24 protein-coding genes are annotated in these 21672 nt (G+C 70.9%); 15 read left to right on the top strand and 9 right to left on the bottom strand.

What is annotated here, in order from left to right:
- The first annotated feature begins 7 nt into the window (after nucleotides 1-7).
- Nucleotides 8-817, top strand: a complete 810-nt coding sequence (locus tag IM767_RS07900; RefSeq protein ID WP_109209286.1) for a PP2C family protein-serine/threonine phosphatase — start codon at nucleotides 8-10, stop codon at nucleotides 815-817.
- Between the two features lie 89 nt (nucleotides 818-906).
- Here the strand turns inward: IM767_RS07900 and IM767_RS07905 are convergent, their stop codons facing one another.
- The 5 genes from IM767_RS07905 to ctaE form a co-directional block, all read right to left on the bottom strand.
- Nucleotides 907-1326, bottom strand: a complete 420-nt coding sequence (locus IM767_RS07905) for a rhodanese-like domain-containing protein (protein ID WP_109209287.1) — start codon at nucleotides 1324-1326, stop codon at nucleotides 907-909.
- 176 nt (nucleotides 1327-1502) lie between these two features.
- A complete protein-coding gene (gene qcrB / locus IM767_RS07910) occupies nucleotides 1503-3356 on the bottom strand; it encodes a cytochrome bc1 complex cytochrome b subunit (protein WP_378767707.1) in 1854 nt (617 codons plus the stop codon).
- A complete protein-coding gene (gene qcrA / locus IM767_RS07915; protein ID WP_109209288.1) occupies nucleotides 3353-4432 on the bottom strand; it encodes a cytochrome bc1 complex Rieske iron-sulfur subunit in 1080 nt (359 codons plus the stop codon). The genes qcrB and qcrA overlap by 4 nt, the downstream gene beginning before the upstream one ends.
- Before the next feature lie 38 nt (nucleotides 4433-4470).
- Nucleotides 4471-5274: a cytochrome bc1 complex diheme cytochrome c subunit gene (qcrC, locus tag IM767_RS07920; protein WP_109209289.1), complete on the bottom strand. Its 804-nt coding sequence runs from the start codon at nucleotides 5272-5274 to the stop codon at nucleotides 4471-4473.
- 20 nt (nucleotides 5275-5294) lie between these two features.
- Nucleotides 5295-5939, bottom strand: a complete 645-nt coding sequence (gene ctaE, locus IM767_RS07925; protein WP_109209290.1) for an aa3-type cytochrome oxidase subunit III — start codon at nucleotides 5937-5939, stop codon at nucleotides 5295-5297.
- A 187-nt stretch (nucleotides 5940-6126) separates the two neighbouring features.
- On the opposite strand from ctaE, the gene trpD reads away from it, so the two are divergent.
- The 3 genes from trpD to IM767_RS07940 all read left to right on the top strand — a co-directional run bounded on the left by trpD (nucleotide 6127) and on the right by IM767_RS07940 (nucleotide 8793).
- A complete protein-coding gene (gene trpD / locus IM767_RS07930; protein ID WP_109209291.1) occupies nucleotides 6127-7188 on the top strand; it encodes an anthranilate phosphoribosyltransferase in 1062 nt (353 codons plus the stop codon).
- A gap of 95 nt (nucleotides 7189-7283) precedes the next feature.
- Nucleotides 7284-7772, top strand: coding sequence for an aromatic ring-opening dioxygenase LigA (locus tag IM767_RS07935; RefSeq protein WP_109209292.1), 489 nt, complete (start codon nucleotides 7284-7286; stop codon nucleotides 7770-7772).
- A gap of 19 nt (nucleotides 7773-7791) precedes the next feature.
- The gene (locus tag IM767_RS07940) at nucleotides 7792-8793 is read left to right on the top strand and encodes a PHP domain-containing protein (RefSeq protein ID WP_109209293.1); all 1002 of its coding nucleotides are present in this window, start codon (nucleotides 7792-7794) and stop codon (nucleotides 8791-8793) included.
- Nucleotides 8794-8842: 49 nt separating this feature from the next.
- On the opposite strand, the gene IM767_RS07945 is transcribed toward IM767_RS07940, so the two are convergent.
- Entirely contained in the window at nucleotides 8843-9766 is a 924-nt protein-coding gene (locus tag IM767_RS07945; RefSeq protein WP_109209294.1) for a 5'-3' exonuclease, read from the bottom strand.
- A gap of 180 nt (nucleotides 9767-9946) precedes the next feature.
- Between IM767_RS07945 and IM767_RS07950 the strand changes: the two genes are divergently transcribed.
- The 4 genes from IM767_RS07950 to IM767_RS07965 are packed head-to-tail and all read left to right on the top strand — an operon-like array spanning nucleotide 9947 to nucleotide 14344.
- Nucleotides 9947-10858 carry a hypothetical protein gene (locus IM767_RS07950; protein ID WP_109209295.1) on the top strand — a complete coding sequence of 304 codons (912 nt, stop codon included), beginning with the start codon at nucleotides 9947-9949 and terminating at the stop codon, nucleotides 10856-10858.
- Nucleotides 10855-12114, top strand: coding sequence for an acylneuraminate cytidylyltransferase (locus IM767_RS07955; protein ID WP_109209296.1), 1260 nt, complete (start codon nucleotides 10855-10857; stop codon nucleotides 12112-12114). Before IM767_RS07950 ends, IM767_RS07955 begins: the two co-directional genes overlap by 4 nt.
- Complete coding sequence (locus IM767_RS07960; protein ID WP_109209297.1) at nucleotides 12111-12983, top strand: N-acetylneuraminate synthase family protein; 873 nt, start codon at nucleotides 12111-12113, stop codon at nucleotides 12981-12983. Before IM767_RS07955 ends, IM767_RS07960 begins: the two co-directional genes overlap by 4 nt.
- Nucleotides 12980-14344: a DUF6716 putative glycosyltransferase gene (locus IM767_RS07965; RefSeq protein WP_109209298.1), complete on the top strand. Its 1365-nt coding sequence runs from the start codon at nucleotides 12980-12982 to the stop codon at nucleotides 14342-14344. The genes IM767_RS07960 and IM767_RS07965 overlap by 4 nt, the downstream gene beginning before the upstream one ends.
- Here IM767_RS07965 and IM767_RS07970 read toward each other — a convergent pair.
- Both IM767_RS07970 and IM767_RS07975 read right to left on the bottom strand, forming a co-directional pair.
- The gene (locus IM767_RS07970; protein ID WP_109209299.1) at nucleotides 14263-14946 is read right to left on the bottom strand and encodes a hypothetical protein; all 684 of its coding nucleotides are present in this window, start codon (nucleotides 14944-14946) and stop codon (nucleotides 14263-14265) included. The two genes, IM767_RS07965 and IM767_RS07970, sit on opposite strands and share 82 nt — an antisense overlap.
- A 74-nt stretch (nucleotides 14947-15020) precedes the next feature.
- Nucleotides 15021-15533, bottom strand: coding sequence for a hypothetical protein (locus tag IM767_RS07975; protein ID WP_109209300.1), 513 nt, complete (start codon nucleotides 15531-15533; stop codon nucleotides 15021-15023).
- Between the two features lie 333 nt (nucleotides 15534-15866).
- On the opposite strand from IM767_RS07975, the gene IM767_RS07980 reads away from it, so the two are divergent.
- The 5 genes from IM767_RS07980 (at nucleotide 15867) to IM767_RS08000 (ending at nucleotide 19063) form a co-directional block, all read left to right on the top strand.
- A complete protein-coding gene (locus IM767_RS07980; RefSeq protein WP_109209301.1) occupies nucleotides 15867-16232 on the top strand; it encodes a hypothetical protein in 366 nt (121 codons plus the stop codon).
- 49 nt (nucleotides 16233-16281) lie between these two features.
- Nucleotides 16282-16647, top strand: a complete 366-nt coding sequence (locus tag IM767_RS07985; RefSeq protein ID WP_109209302.1) for a TraR/DksA family transcriptional regulator — start codon at nucleotides 16282-16284, stop codon at nucleotides 16645-16647.
- A gap of 154 nt (nucleotides 16648-16801) precedes the next feature.
- On the top strand, nucleotides 16802-17089 hold the full coding sequence (locus IM767_RS07990; protein ID WP_162564219.1) for a YchJ family protein: 288 nt from the start codon (nucleotides 16802-16804) through the stop codon (nucleotides 17087-17089).
- A gap of 39 nt (nucleotides 17090-17128) precedes the next feature.
- On the top strand, nucleotides 17129-17905 hold the full coding sequence (locus tag IM767_RS07995) for an isocitrate lyase/PEP mutase family protein (RefSeq protein WP_109209304.1): 777 nt from the start codon (nucleotides 17129-17131) through the stop codon (nucleotides 17903-17905).
- Between the two features lie 60 nt (nucleotides 17906-17965).
- Nucleotides 17966-19063: an NAD(P)-binding domain-containing protein gene (locus IM767_RS08000; RefSeq protein WP_109209506.1), complete on the top strand. Its 1098-nt coding sequence runs from the start codon at nucleotides 17966-17968 to the stop codon at nucleotides 19061-19063.
- A gap of 5 nt (nucleotides 19064-19068) precedes the next feature.
- On the opposite strand, the gene IM767_RS08005 is transcribed toward IM767_RS08000, so the two are convergent.
- Entirely contained in the window at nucleotides 19069-19650 is a 582-nt protein-coding gene (locus IM767_RS08005; RefSeq protein WP_109209305.1) for a TetR/AcrR family transcriptional regulator, read from the bottom strand.
- Nucleotides 19651-19719: 69 nt separating this feature from the next.
- On the opposite strand from IM767_RS08005, the gene IM767_RS08010 reads away from it, so the two are divergent.
- Complete coding sequence (locus IM767_RS08010; protein WP_109209306.1) at nucleotides 19720-20124, top strand: VOC family protein; 405 nt, start codon at nucleotides 19720-19722, stop codon at nucleotides 20122-20124.
- A 69-nt stretch (nucleotides 20125-20193) separates the two neighbouring features.
- On the top strand, nucleotides 20194-21666 hold the full coding sequence (locus IM767_RS08015) for an APC family permease (RefSeq protein WP_109209307.1): 1473 nt from the start codon (nucleotides 20194-20196) through the stop codon (nucleotides 21664-21666).
- Nucleotides 21667-21672: the final 6 nt, after the last annotated feature.

Below are 21672 nucleotides of genomic sequence, written 5' to 3' on the forward strand. Positions count from 1 at the left end.
TCCGTCGATGACGGAACCCCGTGCGCGTCTGCGTGCGGTGGCCTGCTCCGACATCGGGCCGCATCGCGCGACGAACCAGGATGCGGCCTTCACGGCACCGTGGGGCGCCGCGGTCGCCGACGGCGTCGGCGGCGGACCGGCGGGCGATCTCGCCTCTGCAGCATTCATCCACCGGCTCGCGGCGGGCCGCCTAGACGGCCTCGAGCCCGTGCAGCTGGCCGACACCGTGCGCTCGGCGAACTGGGATCTTCGCGCGCACGTGGAGCGGGATCCGTCGCTGAGCGGCATGGCCACCACCTTCACCGGGCTGTTCGCATCACGCGACGGCGGTCTGCTCCTCGCGCACACGGGCGACTCGCGCGCCTACCGGCTGCGGGATGGTCACCTCGTCCAGCAGAGCAGAGACGATTCGCTTGTGCAGGCCCTCGTCGACCAGGGTCTCGTGTCGATGGCGGATGCCGCTTCCCACCCGCGTCGGAACATCATCACCGCCTCGCTCAGCGGCGCGGAGCGCGACGCGGCGACGGTCACGACCCACGACGCGCTCCCCGGCGACCGGTGGCTGCTGTGCAGCGACGGACTCACGGATTACGTGCCGGACGAGGAGATCCGCGTGCTGATGGTGCAGAACCGCGACGCGGCCGCGGCCGCGGAGGCCTGCGTCTCGCTCGCGCTGCTGGCAGGTTCGCGTGACAACATCACCGTCGTGGTGTGCGACGTCGTCGACACCCTGGCCGCGGACTGGTCGGCGCCGGCGGCGACGACGTTCCACGGCGCCGCCGCCGAGCGGTTCATGGAGGGACTGGAGTCGGCCTGAGAGCCTTCCTGGAGCTGCACAGCGCGGCCTAAGGCGACCCGCTGCGCGGGAACCTGCTCAGCCCCGCCAGACGCCTGCCGGAAAGCCTCTCAGCCGGCCACGGGGGCGCGGACGACCATCACCTGCGCGTCGAACACACGGGGAAGGTCGCCCTCGTCGTTCTCGGTGGGCTGTCCCTCGCGCACCCAGTACTCGTAACCACCGATCATCTCCCTGACGGCGTACCCGAGCTTCGCGAACTCGAGGGCGCCCTTGGCGCCCGCGTTGCACCCCGGGCTCCAGCAGTAGACGACGACCGGCGTCGACGGGTCGATCTCTCGCGGAGCACGCTCGGCGATCTCGCGGTACGGCATGTGGATGGCGCCCCGAATGCGTCCCTGTGCCCATGCCTCGTCGCCACGCACGTCGACGAGGACGAACTGGTCGTCGGCCTTCTGAGCGGCGTAGACGTCGGACGCATCGGTCTCGAGGGAGAGCTTGGCGGAGAAGTAGGAGAGCGCATCAGTCATGCGTCCACGCTAAGCGCGGCGACTCCAGCCCTACGCCGGATGCGCGGTCAGAAGGCGTCGGATTCCTGCCGAAGCGGCGGGGGAGCGCGGTGCTGCGATGTCGGAGTGGAAATGACGGATGCCCCGGCACGATCGGAGAGATCGTGCCGGGGCACCCGTCGGCGAGGAGCTGCGACCTACTGGTCGGTCTCCTTCTCACGGTTCCTGGGAGCCTTGGTTCCGGCCTCCGGCTCGGGGACGATCACGTTCGAGGGCCGTACGGGCACCTCGCCGTGCTTCCCGTCGTCGATCGGCTTGTGCGGAGCGTCCGGCACGCCGGCGCGCTCGTGCGCAGCCTGGATCTCGGCATCCTCCTCGGCCGCGATGTGGTCGAGATCGTGGTGCTGGTGTGCCAGTGCCGCGTCGAGTTCCGCCTGCGAGACCGGCGTGAGGCGGTCCTCGAAGAACCAGCGCGAGATCGATGCGCGGAGGTTCTCGTGCCAGGGGATCTGACCCTTGGCGTTCGGACGCACAACGAGCGGCTCGTAGGAGTCGAAAGCGGCGAGCTTGTAGCGCTCGTACTCGTCGACAGGCTGGTGGACCTCGATGTACTCGCCGCCCGGGAGGCGGACGATGCGGCCCGACTCGTAGCCGTGCAGCGCGATCTCTCGGTCCTTCTTCTGGAGCGCGATGCAGATGCGCTTCGTCACGAAGTAGGCGATCACCGGACCCAGGATCAGCAGCACCTGGAGCGCGTGGATGACGCCCTCCATCGTCAGCCAGAAGTGGGTGGCGATGATGTCCGACGACGCCGCAGCCCACATCACCGCGTAGAACGTGACACCGGCCGCCCCGATCGCGGTGCGGGTCGCCGCGTTGCGCGGACGCTGCGCGATGTGGTGCTCGCGCTTGTCGCCGGTCACCCACGCCTCGATGAAGGGGTAGATGATGACCAGCACAATGAAGATGCCGATGATGACCAGGGGCACGAGGATGTTGAACGACCACGTCCGGTCGAGGAACACGATCTCCCAGCCCGGCGGGATGAGTCGCAGCATGCCGTCGGCGAAGCCGATGTACCAGTCCGGCTGCGTGCCTGCAGACACCGGCGACGGGTCGTACGGGCCGTAGTTCCAGATCGGGTTGATCGTGAACAGCGACGCGATGAGCACGATCACGCCGAACGTGATGAACAGGAAGCCGCCCATCTTCGACATGTAGACCGGCATCATCGGGTAGCCGACCACCACGCTGTTGGTGCGGCCCGCACCCGCGAACTGCGTGTGCTTGTTGATCACCATGAGCATCAGGTGGACCACGAGCAGGCCGACGAGGATCGCGGGCAGCAGCAGGATGTGCAGCGTGTAGAGGCGTCCGACGATCGCGGTGCCCGGGAACTCCCCGCCGAAGAACAGGAACGACGTCCACGTTCCGATGAGCGGGATGCCCTTCATGATGCCGTCGATGATGCGAAGGCCGTTGCCCGACAGGACGTCGTCGGGGAGCGAGTAGCCGGTGAATCCCTCCGCCATCGCGAGGATGAAGAGGACGAAGCCGATGACCCAGTTGAGCTCGCGCGGCTTGCGGAACGCGCCGGTGAAGAAGACGCGCAGCATGTGCACGCCGATGCCGGCGACGAACACCAGGGCCGCCCAGTGGTGGATCTGACGGACCAGCAGTCCGCCGCGGAGGTCGAAGGAGATCTCGAGCGTCGAGGCCATGGCGGCCGACATCTCGATGCCGCGCATCGGCAGGAAGGCGCCGTTGTAGTGCGTCTCGACCATCGACGCCTGGAAGAAGAACGTCAGGAACGTGCCCGACAGGAGCACGACGACGAACGCCCACATCGCGATCTCGCCCAGCATGAACGACCAGTGGTCGGGGAAGATCTTGCGTCCGAGCTCCTTCACGAAGCCGGAGAGGCTCGTGCGCTCGTCGATGTAGTTGGCGGTGGCGCCGATGAAGCGCCCGCCCAGAGGCTTGTCGCGCCCGTTCGGTGAGACGGGGGACGCAGGAGCCTCAGGCTGCGGAGGGACGGTTGCGGTGCTCAATGACGCTCCCAGAAGCTCGGGCCGACGGGTTCGTTGAAGTCGCTCCTCGCAATGAGGTAGCCCTCGTCGTCGACGGTGATGGGCAGCTGCGGCAGCGGGCGGGCAGCCGGCCCGAAGATGACCTTGGCCTGGTCGGTCACATCGAACTGCGACTGGTGGCAGGGGCACAGCAGGTGGTGCGTCTGCTGCTCGTAGAGAGCGACCGGGCAGCCGACGTGGGTGCAGACCTTGGAGTACGCGACGATGCCGTTGTACGACCAGTCCTTGCGGTCGTCGGGCTCGTTGATCTGCTCGGGGAGCATGCGGATGAGGAGCACGATGGCCTTGGCCTTCTCCTCGAGGTATCCGTCGCTGTGCGAGACCTCGGCCAGCGCCTCGGGGATCACGTGCACGGCGGAGCCGAGCGTGAGGTCGGCCGCGCGGATGGGCTCGCCCGACGGGTCGTGCGCGAGGCGCATGCCCTCCTTCCACATGGTGTGCTCGAGGAGGTAGACCGGGTCGCCGGCGTGCGGCTTCTCGGCCGAGTTGAAGGGCGCGAGGCCGCGGAACAGCACCACGCCGGGAACCACCGAGGCCACGAGCGCGGCGATCAGCGAGTTGCGGATCATCACGCGGCGACCGAAGCCCGAGTCGGCGTCGGCGTCGGCGAACGCCTGGATGGCGGCCTGACGCGTGGTGTCGCGTCCGCGCGTCGCGTGACGCGGCTCGACGAACTCCTTGTCGGACATGACGGCCTTCGACCAGTGGATCGCGCCGATGCCGATCGCCAGCAGGGCGAACGCGATGCCCAGGCCGATGAACATGTTGTTGTTCCGGATGTCGATGATCCGGCCGCTCTCGATCGGGAACAGCATGTAGGCGGCGATGGCCCAGATGCTGCCGGCGATCGACAGGTAGAACAGCGTGTAGACCGTGCGCACCGCGCGCCGCATCGCGGCGGGGTCCTTGTCGGTGATCCGCTCGCGGTGCGGGGGGAGCCCAGGGTTGTGCACCGGGTCGGGGACCGCGACGGCGAGCCCGGTGGAGGGCTTCCATGAAGCCCTCTCGTGCTCGAGCGGGTCGTCCTCGTGGGCCATGCTGCTCCTCGTCAGTGTTGCTTGTGTCTTTGGGTAGATCAGTTGGACTTCGCCGTGATCCACACGGTGATGGCGATCAGCGAGCCGATGCCGAAGATCCAGATGAAGAGGCCCTCGGAGACGGGGCCGAGCGAGCCGAGCGAGAATCCGCCCGCGGACTCGTTGTCCTGCAGGTAGAGCAGGTACGTGATGACGTCGCGCTTCTCTTCGGTGGTCAGCGTCATGTCGTTGAACACCGGCATGTTCTGCGGACCGGTCACCATGGCCGCGTACATGTTGAGCGGGGAAGTGGTGTGCAGCGCCGGGGCGTACTTGCCCTCGGTCAGCGCACCGCCGGCGCCGGCGACGTTGTGGCACATCGCGCAGTTGATGCGGAAGAGCTCGCCGCCCTCGGCGGCGCTGCCCTCACCGTCGAGCACTTCCTCGTCGGGGAAGGTCGGGCCGGGCGCGATCGACTGGATGTACTCGCCGATCGCTGCGATCTGCTCGTCGGTGAACTGCACCGGCTTCTGCGGCGCCTGGGGGCCCTGCATCTGCAGCGGCATGCGACCCGTGCTCATCTGGAAGTGGACCGCGAGCTCGCCGACGCCGTAGAGCGACGGGCCGTCGTTGGTGCCCTGGACGTCCAGGCCGTGACAGGTCGCGCAGTTCGCCTGGAACAGCTTCTCGCCGTCCTCGACCGTGAGGGTGGAGTTCGTGACGGTCTCGGTGGTGGTCGCCGCCATCGCCGCGGAGGCGCCGGCGTAGACACCGCCCGTGATGAGCAGGCCGATGCCGATCAGTGCCGCTGCGGCCCAGGGGCTCCGGCGGCCTTTCGAGCGGCGCGTGGTCTCTCGTGCCATGTCGGGTTTCAGCTCCGCTCTCACTTGAGGAAGTAGATGACGAGGAAGAGGGCGATCCAGACCACGTCGACGAAGTGCCAGTAGTACGACACGACGATCGAGGAGGTCATCTCCTTGCGCCCGAAGTTCTTGACGGCGTACGCACGGCCGATCACCAGGAGGAAGGCGATGAGGCCGCCGGTGACGTGGAGCGCGTGGAAGCCGGTGGTGAGGTAGAAGGCCGACGCGTACGAGTTGGCCGAGATCGGCATGCCCTCGGCGACCAACTGCGCGTACTCCCACACCTGACCCGACACGAAGATCGCGCCGAGAGCGAAGGTGAGCCAGAACCACTCCACCATGCCCCAGCGCTGCCAGAACGAGTTCGACTTCACCGTGTACGGCTGGAAGCGCTCGGCAGCGAACACGCCCATCTGGCACGTGACCGACGACAGCACGAGGATGATCGTGTTGACGGTCGCGTAGGGGATGTTCAGCAGCTGCGTCTCTTGCGCCCACAGTTCGGGGGAGCTGTTGCGCAGGGTGAAGTAGATCGCGAACAGGCCCGCGAAGAACATCACCTCGCTGCCGAGCCATACGATCGTGCCGACAGCGACCGGATCCGGCCGCTTGACGGACCGCATGGCCTGGGAGTAGGTGGCTGTGGAGGTCGTCACGCTCCCCATTATGGCCGATCCGGGGCGCCCACATTCGCATCGGAGGGCATCTGTTTGACCCCATCCCGACTTAGGACAACCTAAGAGGACCCTGCGACTCTGCCGTGAACACGTGGTGAAGACGCAGAATCGCCCCGCGTGCGACGCCGTGTCACGAAACGGTTCCGATTCACGTGCGGGGCTAGGCTTCTGCGTTATGGCGGAGCTCTACACCTGGCCGGGAATCCTCACGACGCTGCTCGAGCGGCGCGACCTCAGTGTCTCGGAGTCGACGTGGGCGATGCGGCAGATCATGTCGGGGAGCGCCACGCCGTCCCAGCTCGCAGGGTTCCTCGTCGCGCTGCGTGGCAAGGGCGAGACCGTCGACGAGATCGTGGGCTTCCGCGACGCGATCCTCGAGGCGGCGCTGCCGCTTCCCGTGGACGCCGCCGTGCTCGACATCGTGGGCACCGGAGGCGATCGGTTCGGCACGGTGAACGTGTCCACGATGTCGGCGCTCGTGGCCGCGGCATCCGGTATCCCCGTCGTCAAGCACGGCAACAAGGCCGCCAGCTCATCGTCGGGATCTTCGGATGTGCTGGCGGCGCTGGGTGTCGACCTCACGCTGTCGCCAGAGGCCGTCGCCGAGACGCTGTCCCGCGCGGGCATCACGTTCGCCTTCGCCGCCGCGTTCCACCCCGGCTTCAAGCACGCCGGCGCGACTCGCAGCGAGCTGGGCGTTCCGACGGTGTTCAACTTCCTGGGCCCGCTGTGCAATCCGGCGCGTGCCGAGGCCAACGCCGTGGGCGTGGCTCACCTGGACCGTGTGCCCCTCATCACCGGCGTCTTCCGCACCCGCGGCGCGACGGCGCTGGTCTTCCGCGGCGACGACGGGCTCGACGAGCTCACCACGACCGGTCACAGCCGGCTGTGGGAGGTCAGCCGCGGCGACATCCACGAGCACGACCTCGATCCGCGTGATCTCGGCATCCCGCTCGCTGACATCGACGACCTGCTGGGCGGTGACCCGGCCCACAACGCCGCCGTGGTGCGCCGCGTGCTCGGCGGTGACCAGGGACCGGTGCGCGACATCGTGCTGCTCAACGCCGCGGCGGGCATCGTCGCATACCGGCTGTTCCGCGATGCGACCCAGGTGCAGCGCCCCATCCTGGAGCGTCTGGCCGAGGCTCGCGACGACGCCGCAGCGGCGATCGACAGCGGAGCGGCGTCGGCGACGCTGGACCGCTGGGTCGACACCACGCAGGCTCTCGCTTCCTGAGCCGGCCGAGGCGCGGTTTTCCACGGCGCGGCACTCTTCCGCGCGGGTGCGCGGCGCCGCTAGCGTGTGGCGTGAAACCGATCCGAGGAGGACGCATGAGCCAGGAAGAGCCCCGCACCGCCGACGTCATCGAACCGCCCGAGAAGAAGGTGGGCCTGGTCAAGGCCGTCGGGATCCTCGGGATCATCGGAGGAATCCTGCTGATCGTCGTGGGCGTCATCGCGTGGATCGGTGTGACCAACCAGCTCACCGCGGAGAACATCACCATCCCGGACGACGCCGCGGCGTTCCAGGGGCAGCAGGTGACCGGCCCCTTCACCGCCTGGGTGCAGGCCGACATCATCAACACCCACGCCCTCGCCGCCTCCGACGGCAAGACCTACGCCGAGCTCGACCAGGACGACCCGGTGCGCACCACCGTGATGCAGGCGTCGTTCCTGCGCTCGTCGCTGTTCACCTCGATCGTGGCGTACGGCGTCGCGCTGTTCGCCGCCGGCATGGGCGTGCTGGCGATCCTGTTCGGGTGGGCGCTGCACCGCCTGGCCAGCGTGCCGGTGGTGATCAAGCGCTCCACCGTCGTCTGACCCGCCGACCACGCTCCACGTGAATCCCCACGACGCGCTCACCGAGATCGCGACGCTCCTCGAGCGGGAGCGGTCGTCGCGCTACAAGTCGAAGGCGTTCCGCGCGGCCGCCGACGCGATCGTGGGGCTCAGCGACGCAGAGCTGCGGGACACCGCGGCTCTGCGTCGCCGCAAGGGCATCGGCGATTCGACCCTCGCGGTGATCCAGCAGGCACTGGCGGGGGAGGTGCCCGGCTACCTGGAGGATCTTCGCGAGCGCGCCGGTGTTCAGCGGACCTCGACGCTCCGGCCTCTGCTGCGCGGCGACCTGCACTCCCACAGCGACTGGTCGGACGGCCTGACCTCGATCGACCTGATGGTGGCGGCCGGCAAGGCGCTCGGCCACGAGTACCTCGCACTCACCGATCACTCACCGCGACTGCGGGTGGCGAACGGGCTCTCGCCCGAGCGCCTGCGCGAACAGCTCGAGGTGGTCGCGGGCATGAGCGGCGACGGCTTCACGCTGCTGTCGGGCATCGAGGTCGACATCCTCGAGGACGGCGCGCTCGATCAGGAGCCCGAGCTGCTCGGCGCGCTCGATGTCGTGGTGGCCTCAGCCCACTCGAAGCTGCGGATGGAGCGCGGCCCGATGACCCGGCGCCTCGTCGCCGCCGTGTCGAATCCTCACACCGACGTGCTCGGCCACGTCACGGGCCGGCTCGTCGAGGGCTCGCGCGGCACGCGCCCGCCGTCGACGTTCGACGCGCGGGCGGTGTTCGAGGCGTGCGAGGCGCACGGCGTGGCGGTGGAGATCAACTCGCGCCCCGAGCGGCAGGACCCTCCCGACGAGCTGATGTCGCTCGCGCTGGAGATCGGATGCCTGTTCTCCATCGATTCGGATGCGCACGCGCCCGGTCAGCTCTCGCTGCTGGACTACGGCGCCGAGCGGGCTGAGCGTCTCGGTGTGCCCGCCGACCGCATCGTGACCACGTGGCCGCTCGCGCGGCTCCAGGAGTGGACCGGGCGCGACCGCGGCGTGTAGCGGCGGCGTGTGAGCCGCCTCACCGCTCCGAAGAGGTGACGGGGCCGGGTCAGACCGTGTCGAGCGCGTCCATGATCCGTGTCATCGCGGCGCCCAGCGCCCACCGCTCGGCCAAGGCCGCGGCATCCGTCTTCTGCTGTTCATCCAGCGGTCGCAGGCGCGGGTCGGGCACCTCCAGCGAGAGGTCGCGCACGACGGCCACCACCTGCGGGGCGACCGCGAGATAGGGGAGGCCTGCGAGCACCTTCGCGCGGACGCCGGCGGCCATGCCCTCGCCGCGCTCGGCCGCCGCGACGATGCCGTCGAGGTCGCCGTGGGTCGCGAGCAGCCCCGCGGCCGTCTTCTCGCCGATCCCGGCGACGCCGGGGAGGCCGTCCGAGGAGTCGCCGCGGAGCGTCGCGAAGTCCGCGTACTGCGACGGCAGGATGCCGTACTTGGCCACGACCTCGGCGTCGGTGAGCACCTCGAGGTTGCTCATGCCCCGCGCCGTGTACACGACCCGCACCTCTCGCGCGTCGTCGACCAGCTGGAACAGGTCGCGATCTCCGGTCACGATGTCGACGGGCATCGTCGCCGTCGTGGCGAGCGTGCCGATGACGTCGTCGGCCTCGTGCGCGGCCGCGCCGACGATGCGGATGCCGAGGGTGTCGAGCACCTCCCGGATCACCGGCACCTGCACCTCGAGGGGGTCGGGCACCTCTTCGATGTCGGGGCCGCTCGCGACGACCTCCGCCACCCGGTGGGTCTTGTAAGTGGGGATGAGGTCGACGCGCCACTGGGGGCGCCAGTCGTCGTCCCAACACGCGACGAGGTGGGTGGGCCGGTAGGTCGTGACGAGCTTCGTGATGATGTCGAGGAAGCCCCGGACCGCGTTGACCGGTGTGCCGTCGGGCGCGCGCACCGTGTCGGGGACGCCGTAGAACGCGCGGAAGTACAGGGACGCGGAGTCGAGCAGCATGAGGCGGTCGGTCACGCGTTCATCCTGGCACGCGGCGCCGACGCCCGTGGGGCGAGGGCGCTGCCCGAGTCACCGGTCGTTCACCTGCCGGACCGACCCCGGTCGCCCGTCGGCACCCGGGGCGTTCACGTCGCGCGCCCACCGTGGGGAGACAGTCCTGAGCCCCGCCGGGGCGCTGTCGCGAGAGGAGGCGCCATGGGCCGCGAAAGCGCGCTGGCGTGGGTCGAATCGCCGCTGCAGCTCCTCGGCGCCGCCGAGTGGTCGGCGGCGCACGGCACCACTGTGCCGGTGGCGGGCCGGCTCACGCCGCAGATCTCTGCGACGGCCGACGAGCTGCTGGCCCGCGGTGCGCGCTTCGGGGAGCTGGCGCCGTACCTCGGGATCCCGTGGAGCCTGCTGTCGCGGCACGGCCACTGGCTCGTGGGCGACGGGTTCTCGGGGCAGTTCCGGCTGGCCGCGGCCGTGCTGAGGCCGCACCGCCTCACGTTCCTCGACGACGGCGCCCAGGCCGTCGCCTACGCCGACACGCTCCTCGGACGCCGCCCGTACGCGCGGCCGGGCATCGAGGAGCGCGGGCTCACCACCGCGGTCGCGCCGTTCGCCGGGGAGCTGGTGCACCGTCGTGCCGCGTCACGACGCGCCGCGATCTTCACGGCGTTCGACCTCGGGACCGACCGCGTCGACGCCCTCGCGGACCACGGGTTCGGCATCCGTCGTCACGACTTCTCGTGGACACGTGCGACCGCGCCCGCGGCGCCCGAGCTGGGGCGGAGGATCGTCCTGGGCAGCGCGCTGCCCGTCGACGGTCGCATGATGCTGGTCGACTACCTGCGATGGGTGCGGGATGCCGCGGCCGGCGGCGCGGTCTATCTCCCGCATCGTCGTGAGACGGCCGAGCAGCTGGACGCCGTCGCCACGGTGCCCGGCCTCCGCATCCACGCCACCGGGCTGCCGGTCGAGCTCGTGCTCGCCGGTGCCGCGGGGCCGCTGGATGTGCACACGCTGCCGTCGAGCACGACCACGACGCTGCCGCTCGTGCTGTCGGGGTCCGAGGTGCTCGTGCACACGGGGCGTCCTCGCAGCGCGGCGCGGAGGACCGCGGCATGAGCGAGGTCGTGGCCATCATCCCCGCGCGCGGCGGCTCCAAGGGGGTCGTGCGCAAGAACCTGCAGCGCGTCGGCGGCGTGCCGCTCGTGGCGCGCGCCGTCTCGGCCGCGCGGCGCTGCCCCGCGATCGACCGCGTCGTGGTCACCACCGACGACGGCGACATCGCCGCCGTCGCCGCCGAGTGGGGCGCCGAGGTCGTCGAGCGACCCGCCGAGCTCGCCGGCGACGAGGCGAGCTCCGAGAGCGCGCTGCTGCACGCCCTCGCGGTGCTCGAAGAGCGCGAGGTCGAGGTGGGGGTCGTCGTGTTCCTGCAGGCGACCTCGCCCTTCATCGACGTCGACGCGCTCCGCGGCGCGGTGCAGCTCGTCCGTTCGCGCCGGCGCGACAGCGTCTTCTCCGCGGTCGAGACCTACGGCTTTCTGTGGGAGAAGGGCGCCGGCGGCGCCGCCGACGCCGTCAACCACGACGTCGCGGTGCGCCCACGTCGCCAGGATCGCGAGCCGCACTACCTCGAGACCGGCGCCTTCTACGTCATGCGCACCGCCGGCTTCCGCGCGACCCGGCACCGCTTCTTCGGCAGCATCGGCATCGCGGAGGTCGACCCGCGGACGGCGATGGAGATCGACACCCCTGACGAGCTCGAGCTCGCCCGCCGGATCGCGACGCTCGCCGAATCCCACGGCGTGCGCGCGTCGTCCGTCCCGGTCGATGCGGTCGTCACCGACTTCGACGGGGTCCACACCGACGACACCGTGCGCGTCGACCAGGACGGCGTCGAATCCGTCACCGTGAGCCGCGCCGACGGCATGGGGGTCTCACTGCTGCGGGCCGCCGGCATCCCGTTCCTCATCCTCTCCACCGAGGCGAACCCGGTGGTCGCCGCGCGCGCCCGCAAGCTCGGCGTCGAGGTGCGCCAGTCCGCCTCTGACAAGGCCGCCGTGCTGCGGGACTGGGCCGCCGAGCGCGGCATCCCGCTGTCGCGGATCGCGTATCTCGGCAACGACGTCAACGACCTCGGCTGCCTCGACCTCGTCGGCTGGCCGGTCGCCGTTCCCGGCTCCCATCCTCTCGTCCTCTCCGCCGCCCGCGTCGTGCTCGACCGCCCCGGGGGCGCGGGCGCCGTGCGCGACCTCGCCGAGCGCGTGCTGGCGGCGCGCGACGCCACAGCCTCGACCGAAGGCTCCCGCAAGGGGCGCGGTCGGCCCGCCCGGGACGAAGCATCCGATCACCCCACCGCACCACTGGAGGCCTCATGACCGTCACCATCGGATCCCGCGTCGTCGGGGGCGGACGCCCCGCGTACGTCATCGCCGAGATCGGGCTGAACCACAACGGCGACGTCGACATCGCCAAGCGGCTCATCGACGTCGCCGCCGATGCCGGCGCGGACGCGGTGAAGTTCCAGAAGCGGACCCCCGAGATCGCCACCCCCGAGCACATGCGCGACATGCCGCGTGACACCCCGTGGGGACGGATGTCGTACCTCGACTACCGCCGCCGCGTCGAGTTCGACCGCGAGCAGTACATCGAGATCTCGGACCACGCCCTGCTGCGCGGCCTCGAGTGGTTCGCGTCGCCGTGGGACGTGCCGAGCGTCGCCTTCCTCGAGGACCTCGGTGTGGCCGCGCACAAGGTCGCGTCGGCCTCGCTCACCGACGTCGAGCTGCTCGAGGCGCTCCGCGACACCGGCAAGCCCGTCATCCTCTCCACCGGCATGTCGACGATCGAGCAGATCGACGCCGCCATCCAGATCCTCGGCACCGACCGGCTCGTGCTCATGCACGCGACCTCGACGTATCCGATGGAGCCGGAGGAGGCGAACCTCCGCATGATCCCCGCGCTGCGTGAGCGGTTCCCGGGCGTGCCCGTCGGATACTCGGGGCACGAGCGCGGTCTGCAGATCTCGCTCGCCGCGGTCGCCCTCGGCGCGGTCGCCGTCGAGCGGCACATCACCCTGGACCGAACGATGTGGGGCTCCGACCACGCGGCCTCGCTCGAGCCCGCGGGCCTGCAGCACCTCGTGCGCGACATCCGCGTGATCGAGGCCGCTCTCGGCGACGGTGTCAAGCGCGTGTACCCCGGGGAGCTCGCGCCGATGGCGAAGCTCCGCCGCGTCCCCGCGTGAGGCCCGCGCCGCAGGAGGGTGCGCGCCCGCGGGTCGTCGCGATCGCCGACACGGACTCCTACGTGAAGTGGGCGGCGGCGCTCGTCGGCGGGGTGGGGGAGCGATGGGATGCCTCGCTCCTGGTGCTCGAGACCCCGCTCGTGGTCAGCGACGCCCAGTTGGCCGCGGCGCTCAGCGGCAGCGGCCTTCCCCGCGATCGGGTGGCGCGCGTGAGCTACGGCGGACTCGCCGCGCAGCTCGCCGACCTGCGACCCGACGCCGTCGTCATCGGCGCGCGCGGACCGCTCGTGCGGGTGCTGGCGCGCGACCTCGCCGCGCTCGAGCGGCGGCCCGTCGTCGTCACCGGGCTGCCGGGCATCTCGATCCCGGCGACGCGCAAGGCCGTGGTCTACCGGCTGCAGTCCGACCTCTTCGTCGTGCACTCGCGGCGGGAGGTGCGCGAGTTCGGCGCGCTGTCGGCGCGCACGGGCTACGCCCACCGGTACGCGCTCGCGACGCTGCCGTTCGCGCGCGGCGCGAGGGTCGCCGGCGGGGTCTCGGCCGAGGTTCGCGAGGACGGGCCTGCTCGGAGCGATCTGGTCTTCGCGACCCAGGCGAAGGTGCCCGCCGAGCGCGAGGACCGGCTGCGCGTCGCACAGCTCCTCGTCCGTGCCGCCCAGGCCGACCCGTCCCGGCGGGTCGTCGTCAAGCTGCGAGCTGCGTCGGGGGAGCACCAGACCCACGCCGAGGAGGACGGATACCCCGAGCTGCTCGCCTCGCTCGGCCCGCTGCCGCCGAATCTCGTCACCTCGGCGGGCTCCATGCGGGCCGCGCTCGCGGGCGCGGAAGGCCTCGTCACCGTGAGCTCCACCGCGGCGATCGAGGCGATCGCGGCGGGCATCCCGGTCATCGCTCTGGACACCTTCGGGGTGTCGCCGCAGCTCATCAACGAGACCCTCGCCGACGCCGACCTCCTCGCCGGCGAAGACGACGTCGTGGCGCGGCGGTTCCGGCATCCGGATCCGGAGTGGCTCGACGACAACTACTTCCACGCTCCGGAGGCCGATGACTGGGTCGAAGCGGTGGAGGAGCTCCTGGCGCAGCGATCAGCGGGCGAACTGCCCGCGCGCGCGGCCTTCCCCCGTCGCGGCGGCGCCCTGCGGGACGCGTGGGAGCGCAGGATCGCGCTGGGACGCAGCGACACGTCCGCCGCGGGCACGGCCGCCTACATCGTCGGGCTGCCGCTGCGCACCGGCGTGCGACTGATCCACCGCGTGCGCCGGGCCGTGATGGGGCCCGCTCAGCAGCCGGGGCCCGCGGGATCCTCGACGCAGGTGCGGTCCACGAGCGCCGTGCGCACCTCGACCACGCGCACGTCGTAGCCGCCGCCCTGAGCGCGGACCACGCCGGGGACGGTGCGCCACGTGCCGCTTCCGAAGTCGACGGATGCCGCGTACTCGACGGTGACCCCGACGGCATACGTTCCGCGCGCCTGGTAGACGTGGCTCGTGGCGGTCGGCGTGAACTGCCCCTGACCGAGGCTCGCCCAGGATGCTCCGCCGGAGGCCGCGCGCGTCGTGGTGCCGTCACCGTTGTCGAAGACGAAGGCGGTCGGCACGAAGCGCACGGTGAGGTCCCAGCCGAGCACCGTGCCCGGCATGCGCTGCTCGGATGCCGTCGCCAAGAGGTTAGTCGGCATGCCCACGACGCCGAAGCCCGCCGGCTCGCCGCCGAGCGTCGGCGGCGCCGGCCGGAAGGACGCGAGGTCTTCGAGGGTCAGATCCGGCGGCAGGGCGACGGCGTAGTCGTTGCAGCGGTTCAGGATGCCGCAGTCGCGGGGCGGGGAAGGCTGGGCGGGTGCGGATGCGCTGGGGCTGGTGTTGGGCTGGCGCAGAGAAGCTCCGCCCTTCTGCGTGTCGGTGGCTGAAACTTCGACATGGGTGCCTTCGTTGACGGTGGTAGGGCAGCGCCCCAGTTCCTGCAACTCAAATGAGCACTCCCGTGAAGTGGCTCCAATCTGGGGTGGCGCCAAGAGCGTCGCCGCGATCACGATCGCGGCTAGCACGATGTGTCCGCGGCCTGTTGGGTCGACGCGATTAGAAGCGCATCACCGACAACTTCGAGCTCGACCGTCAATGCGTAGTTCTCCTGGCGGTCCGCCGGAGTCACGTCAGCGCCGGTGTTGTCGAGGACTCTTGTACCACTGGAATCCATGCACACCGCGAGCTTCGCCTCGCCGTCGTCAGCTGCCCAACTTATGCGCTCGATCGCTGTCACCACGCTGGCACCCACGATCGTCAGGCCTTCCGCAGCCTTCAGATTCTCAGTCTCGATGTCCGTCTCGAGGGCATCGCCGATCAGGAAGTCGGTCGGCGTCGGCGAGGACCTCGAGTCCTCTCGGCGTGCATTCACCGCATCGACATAAGCGCGGTACGTCTCCTCAGCCGCCGCGAACGCCTCTTCCTCCGTCGCGAACGCCGACGTCGGTGTCGGGGTCGGGTCGACGGGGGCGGGAGGAGTGCAGCCCACCAGGACGAGGAGCATCGCGGCGCTGAGCGTCGCGGCGGCCACCCGAGTCCTCACGCGCCCACGCTAACCGGTGTCGGTCGCCGGCTGACGGACTTATCCACAGCGCCGACACGGAAGAAGCCGGCGATCACGTCCGGGGGGTTTCGGATCGCCGGCTCCGGGCGGGTCGTTGAGACCGCCCCTCGTGCCCTCCGGGTCGGGCACGAGGGGTGGTCCCGGGCGACGCGTCGCCGCTTCGAGATTCGCGGTACCGGGCTCGGGTTCCCGGTGGTGCGATGAATCCAGGTTCCCAACGCGACCTGGGAGATCCTTATGGTCTGACCACATGTCCGCCGCATGCTGGCCGTGCGATCGCTGTGGTGCCATCATGGCGGCATGATCCTCGTCAGACCGGCCGCCGCGCTCCTCGTCGTCGCGTGCCTCGCCGCGCTCACGGCCTGCGCGTCCAGCGACCCGGTCGTCGCGCCCGTCGTCCGCGACGTCGGCGACCTGCAGGGCGCCACGGTCGAGCTGCAGGTCGGGCAGGTGCTCGACATCGACACGGGCGATCTCGCCCCGAGCAGCTACAGCGGTGTCGTCGAGGACCCCGCAGTCGCGTCCTTCACCCCGGGCCGTGAAGAAGGCGGCACCACTTACAATCCCGGTGTCGAGGGGCTCGCCGCGGGCACGACGACGGTGGTGCTGTCGAAAGAGGACGGTGGCATCCAGGACGTCACCTTCACCGTGGAGGTCTCGGACTGATGCGGCACGGCTGCGGCCGCGGCGCGGCATCCGGGCGTAGTCTCGTGCGATGACCTCCGCCGCGAGCCGGATCGAGCTTCGAGCGCTCCTTGACGAGCTGCACGACGCCGCCACGGCGCGAATCGCCGCGATGGACGAGACGCTCGCCGAACTGCGTGCCGACCGTGGATCCGACGTCGCCGACGACGAGCACGACCCCGAGGGCGTCACGCTGTCGGGGGAGTGGGCGCGCGCCGTCGGGCTCGAGGAGGCGGCGCGCCGCGAGATCGCCGAGATCGACGAGGCGGTCAAGCGCTGGGAGGCGGGCACCTACGGGGTGTGCGTCGACTGCGGCCGCGGCATCCCCATCGCGCGCCTGCGCGTGCGCCCGTTCGCGACCCGCTGCGTGTCATGCGCCGAGAAGGCCGGCGCCTGACGTGTCGTTCGGGGCTGCGGCGTCCCGTGCCGTCCCGGAGGGTTTCACACGCGTGGGCGACGGCGATCCGTGTCCGTGCGGGAGCGGGGATCGCTTCGACGGATGCTGCGCCCCCGCGCTGCGGGGAACGCCGGCGCCGACCGCCGAGAAGCTGATGCGCTCCCGCTACGCGGCGTTCGTGGTGGGCGACGCGCACTATCTTGCGGAGACCTGGCATCCCGGGACCCGCCCCGAGGAGCTGACGCTGGATCCCGCGCAGCGCTGGACCGGACTCGAGATCTCCGGCGTCGAGGCCGGCGGCGTCGACGACTCGCGCGGGATCGTCGAGTTCCAGGCCTCCTGGCGCGAGGGAGCGCATCGCGGCGTCCTGCGCGAGCGCAGCCGCTTCGTGCGGCAGGGCGGGCGCTGGTGGTATCTCGACGGCGAGATCGATCCGTCGTGACCGGCCCGCGGCACCCGTGGCGCCGCTAGCGTGACATCCATGACCACTCAGGCTGAGAAAGCACAGACCCTCGCCCGCCTGCACGCCGCGCCCGAGATCCTCCGCGTCGTCAACGTGTGGGACGCGGTGTCGGCCCGGGCCGTCGCGGCGCTCCCCGAGACGCGCGCCATCGCGACCGCGGGGCACTCGATCGCGGCGACCTTCGGATACCCCGACGGCGAGATCCCCCTCGAGACCACCCTCGACATGGTGGGCCGCATCGTCGAGGCGGCGGGCGACCTGCCCGTGACGACCGATCTCGACGACGGCTACGGCGATGCCGGCGAGACCACGCGTCGGGCGATCGGCAAGGGCGTGGTCGGCGCCAACGTCGAGGACAGGCTGCGCCCGCTCGACGAGGCCGTGGCCGCCGTCGAGGCGATCGTCGCCGCCGGCCAGGCCGAGGGCGTGCCGTTCGTGCTCAACGCCCGCACCGACGCCTTCGTGCGCGGCGGAGGCCGCCCTGTCGAGGAGTCCGTCGCCGATGCGATCGAGCGCGGCCGCGCCTTCCTCGACGCCGGCGCCGACCTGGTGTTCGTGCCGGGCATCCTGGACGCCGACGTGACCCGGCAACTGGTCGAGGGGATCGGCGAGCGCAAGGTCAGCGTCATCGGCTTGCCGGGCGCGCTCTCGGCCGCCGAGTACGAGGCGCTCGGTGTGGCCCGGATCTCGTACGGTCCGATGACCCAGCGAGTCGCGCTCACCGCGTTGCAGGATCTCGCCGGGGACCTGTACGGCGACGGCGTCATCCCGCCGAGCACGCGCGCGCTCAACTGACTCCACCGGCGCCCTCCGGTTTGCGGGAATCACCGCGGGCCGGAGGGCGTTGTGGCGGACATGGATCCCGCACCCGTCGACGTCGTCGTGATCGGCGCGGGACAGGCCGGGCTCTCCGCCGCGTACCACCTGCAGCGGCGCGGCTTCGTGCCGCTGGATCGCGCCGACGGCGCCGAGCAGACGTTCGTGGTGCTGGATGCCAACGCCCGGCCCGGCGGCGCGTGGCAGCATCGCTGGGCGTCGCTGCGCATGGCCACGGTCAACGGCATCCACGAGCTGCCCGGGTTCGCGGTACCCCCGGCCGACCCTGCCGCCGCGAGCCGCGACGTCCTGCCGGCGTACTTCGCCGAATACGAGGAGCGCTTCGCCCTCGACGTCGTGCGCCCCGTGAGCGTCAGGTCCGTGCGCCGCGCCGACGACGACCCCGCCGGCCGTCTGCTCGTCGAGACCGACCGCGGAACATGGGCGGCGCGGTTCGTGATCAACGCCACCGGCACGTGGACGCGCCCGTTCTGGCCGCGCTATCCGGGGCAGGAGCGCTTCGGCGGACGACAGCTGCACGTCGGCGACTACACCTCTGCCGACGAATTCCGCGGCGAGCGCGTCGTCATCGTCGGGGCCGGGGTCTCGGGGGTCCAGCTGCTCGACGAGATCTCGCACGTCGCCGACACGTTCTGGGTCACCCGGCGGGAGCCGGAGTGGATCGAGGACGACTTCGACATCCCGGCCCGGGTCGCCGCGATCGCCGGGGTGGAAGACCGCGTCCGCCGCGGCCTGCCGCCGGGCAGCGTGATCTCGGTCACGGGCATGCACTGGACGCCGTGGGCGCGGGCTGCGCAGGCGCGCGGCGTCCTGGTGCGGCATCCGATGTTCTCCGCCATCGAGGAGGACGGCGTCCGGATGCCCGACGGCACGTTCGAGCCCGCCGACGCGATCCTGTGGGCCACGGGGTTCCGCCCGGCGCTCGACCATCTCGCGCCGCTGCACCTGCGCACGCCCGAGGGCGGCTTCCGTGTCGCCAACGGGCGGTCGCTGGACGAGCCGCGACTCTTCCTCATCGGCTACGGCCCGTCGCAGTCGACCGTCGGCGCCAACCGCGCCGGGCGCGACGCCGTGCGGGCGATCGTCGGCGAGGGGAAGGTCCTCGAAGCGGCCTGAGCCCGTCAGCGCTGCGCGATCGGGTCGAGCACCAGATCGAGTGCGGCGTGGGCCGCCGCGCGCGCCCGCTCATCTCCCGGACGGTCGGCCAGCCACAGCGCCGCCTCGTTCATCGCGCCGCTGAGCTGGGCGGTCAGCGCATCGACGAGCTCCGGCGCCACGGTGCCCAGCGCGACGATCGCCTCTCGCAGCTCGCGCCCCGACGCCGCCGCATCGAGTTCACGCCACTGCGGCCAGCCCAGTGCCGCGGGAGCGTCGACGAGCAGCACCCGTGCGGCGCGGTCGTCGGTGATCGCGTCGAGGAACGCGTGGCTGCCGGCGCGAAGCTGGGCGGCGGCATCCGTCTGCTTCTCCGCCTCGGCGACGACCCGCGCCGCGATCTCGGACTGGAGGCTCTCGACGACGGCGCGGAAGAGCCCGAGCTTGCCGTCGTAGTGGTGGTACACCGCCCCCCGCGTCACGCCGGCGCGGCGGGCGATGTCGTCGACGGACGCGGTGCCGAAGCCCTCGGCCGCGAAGCGTTCGCCGGCTACTTCGCGCACGCGGCGCGCGGTCTCGGCGGCATCGGCGGCGCTGGCTCGGGGCATCGCTCTTCCTTTACGTACGTCGTGTATGTATCGTGACTTACGAACACAGTGTACGTAAAGGAGCAGGCGATGGAGACCATGACGAGCTTCTACCCGGTCGTGATGACGACGGATGCCGCAGCCGCCGCGCGATTCTTCCGCGACCATCTCGGCTTCGACGAGACGTTCGCGGCGGATTGGTACGTCAGTCTCGTGCGCGACGGCGCGGAGCTGGCCTTCCTCGCCCATGACCACGAGACGATCCCCGACGGATTCGGCCGATCAGCCGGCGGGATCCTCCTCAACGTGGAGGTCGACGACGCGCGCGCCGCGTACCGTCGGCTCGTCGAAGAGGCCGGCCTCGAGTGCGCCCTGGCGCTGCGCGACGAGCCCTTCGGGCAGCGCCACTTCATCCTCGTCGCGCCGGGCGGCATCCTCGTCGACGTGATCGAGCCGATCGAGCCGTCGGAGGAGTACGCCGCCGCGTTCTCCTGAGCCCCAGCCGAGCCCGCGCCGGCGCGCCGCCTAGACTCTTCCCGTCGCCGTCGCGGAGGAGGACGAGGGATGAGCGCAGCCAGCGAGCTGTTCCGGCGGAAGCCGGTGACCCCGCCGGCCGCCTCGCCCGGCGGGCTGACCCGCGGCATCGGCACGTTCCAGCTCGCGATGCTGGGCGTCGGCGCCACCGTCGGCACCGGGGTCTTCTTCGTGATGCACGAGGCGGTGCCGCTGGCGGGACCGGCGGTGCTCCTGTCGTTCCTCATCGCCGCGATCGCGGCGGGCCTGTCGGCGGTCTGCTACGCCGAGATGGCGTCCGCGGTCCCGGTGTCGGGATCGACCTACTCCTATGCCTACGTGACGCTCGGCGAGATCGTCGCGATGGGCGTCGCCGCGTGCCTCATGCTCGAGTACGGCGTGTCGACTGCCGCCGTCGCGTCGGGCTGGAGCGGGTACCTCGACCGGCTCGTCGGCGATCTGTTCGGGTGGGACATCCCCGATGCCCTGTCTGCCGGACCGCTGGAGGGCGGCATCGTCAACCTCCCCGCCGTGGTGCTGGTGGGCATGTGCGCCCTGCTCCTCATCCGCGGCACGCGCGAGTCGGCGACCGTCAACACCGTGATGGTCATCATCAAGCTGGGCGTGCTCCTGATGTTCGGCGCCATCGCCATCACCGCCTTCCATGCCGACAACTTCGCCGAGTTCGCACCCCACGGCGCCGCGGGCATCACCGCCGCCGCAGGCACGATCTTCTTCACGTTCATCGGACTCGATGCCGTCTCCACGGCCGGCGACGAGGTGCGCGACCCGCAGCGATCGCTGCCGCGGGCCATCCTCATCGCCCTCGCCACGGTTGTCGCGGTGTACCTGTTCGTCGCGCTCGCGGCTGTCGGTGCCCAGCCGTGGACCGACTTCGAGGACCCCGAGCAGCAGAGCGCGGGCCTGTCGGTGATCCTCGGCGACGTCCTGGGAGCGCAATGGCCGGCGACGGTGCTCGCGGCGGGAGCGGTCATCTCTATCTTCTCGGTGACGCTGGTGACGCTGTTCGGCCAGACGCGCATCCTCTATTCGATCGGGCGCGACGGTCTGCTCCCGAGCGCCTTCGCCCGCGTCGACCCGCGCACCCACACCCCCGTGTTCTCGACCGTGGTCGTCGCGATCGCGGTCGCGCTGCTGGCAGGCTTCATCCCGCTGTCGAGCCTGTGGGACCTCGTGTCCATGGGAACACTCGTCGCGTTCATCGTGGTCTCGGTAGGTGTCATGGTGCTGCGCCGCACGCGTCCCGACCTGCCGCGCGCCTTCCGCGTGCCGGGCTACCCGGTGACGCCGATCCTCTCGATCCTCGCCTGCATGTACCTCATCACCGGCCTCGGCTGGTCGACCTACGCGTGGTTCGCGGTGTGGGTCGCCGTCGTGCTGGCGTTCTACCTCCTGTGGGGCCGGCGGCACAGCCTGCTCGCCCGTGCGGAGCGGGAGACGGATGCCGCGCCCGCCGCGTCGCCGCAACCGCCGGGCGCGGGCGGTCCGGAGGCGGGCGCATAGGCTCGG

The sequence above is a fragment of the Microbacterium ureisolvens genome (assembly GCF_015278315.1).
Lineage (GTDB): Bacteria > Actinomycetota > Actinomycetes > Actinomycetales > Microbacteriaceae > Microbacterium > Microbacterium ureisolvens.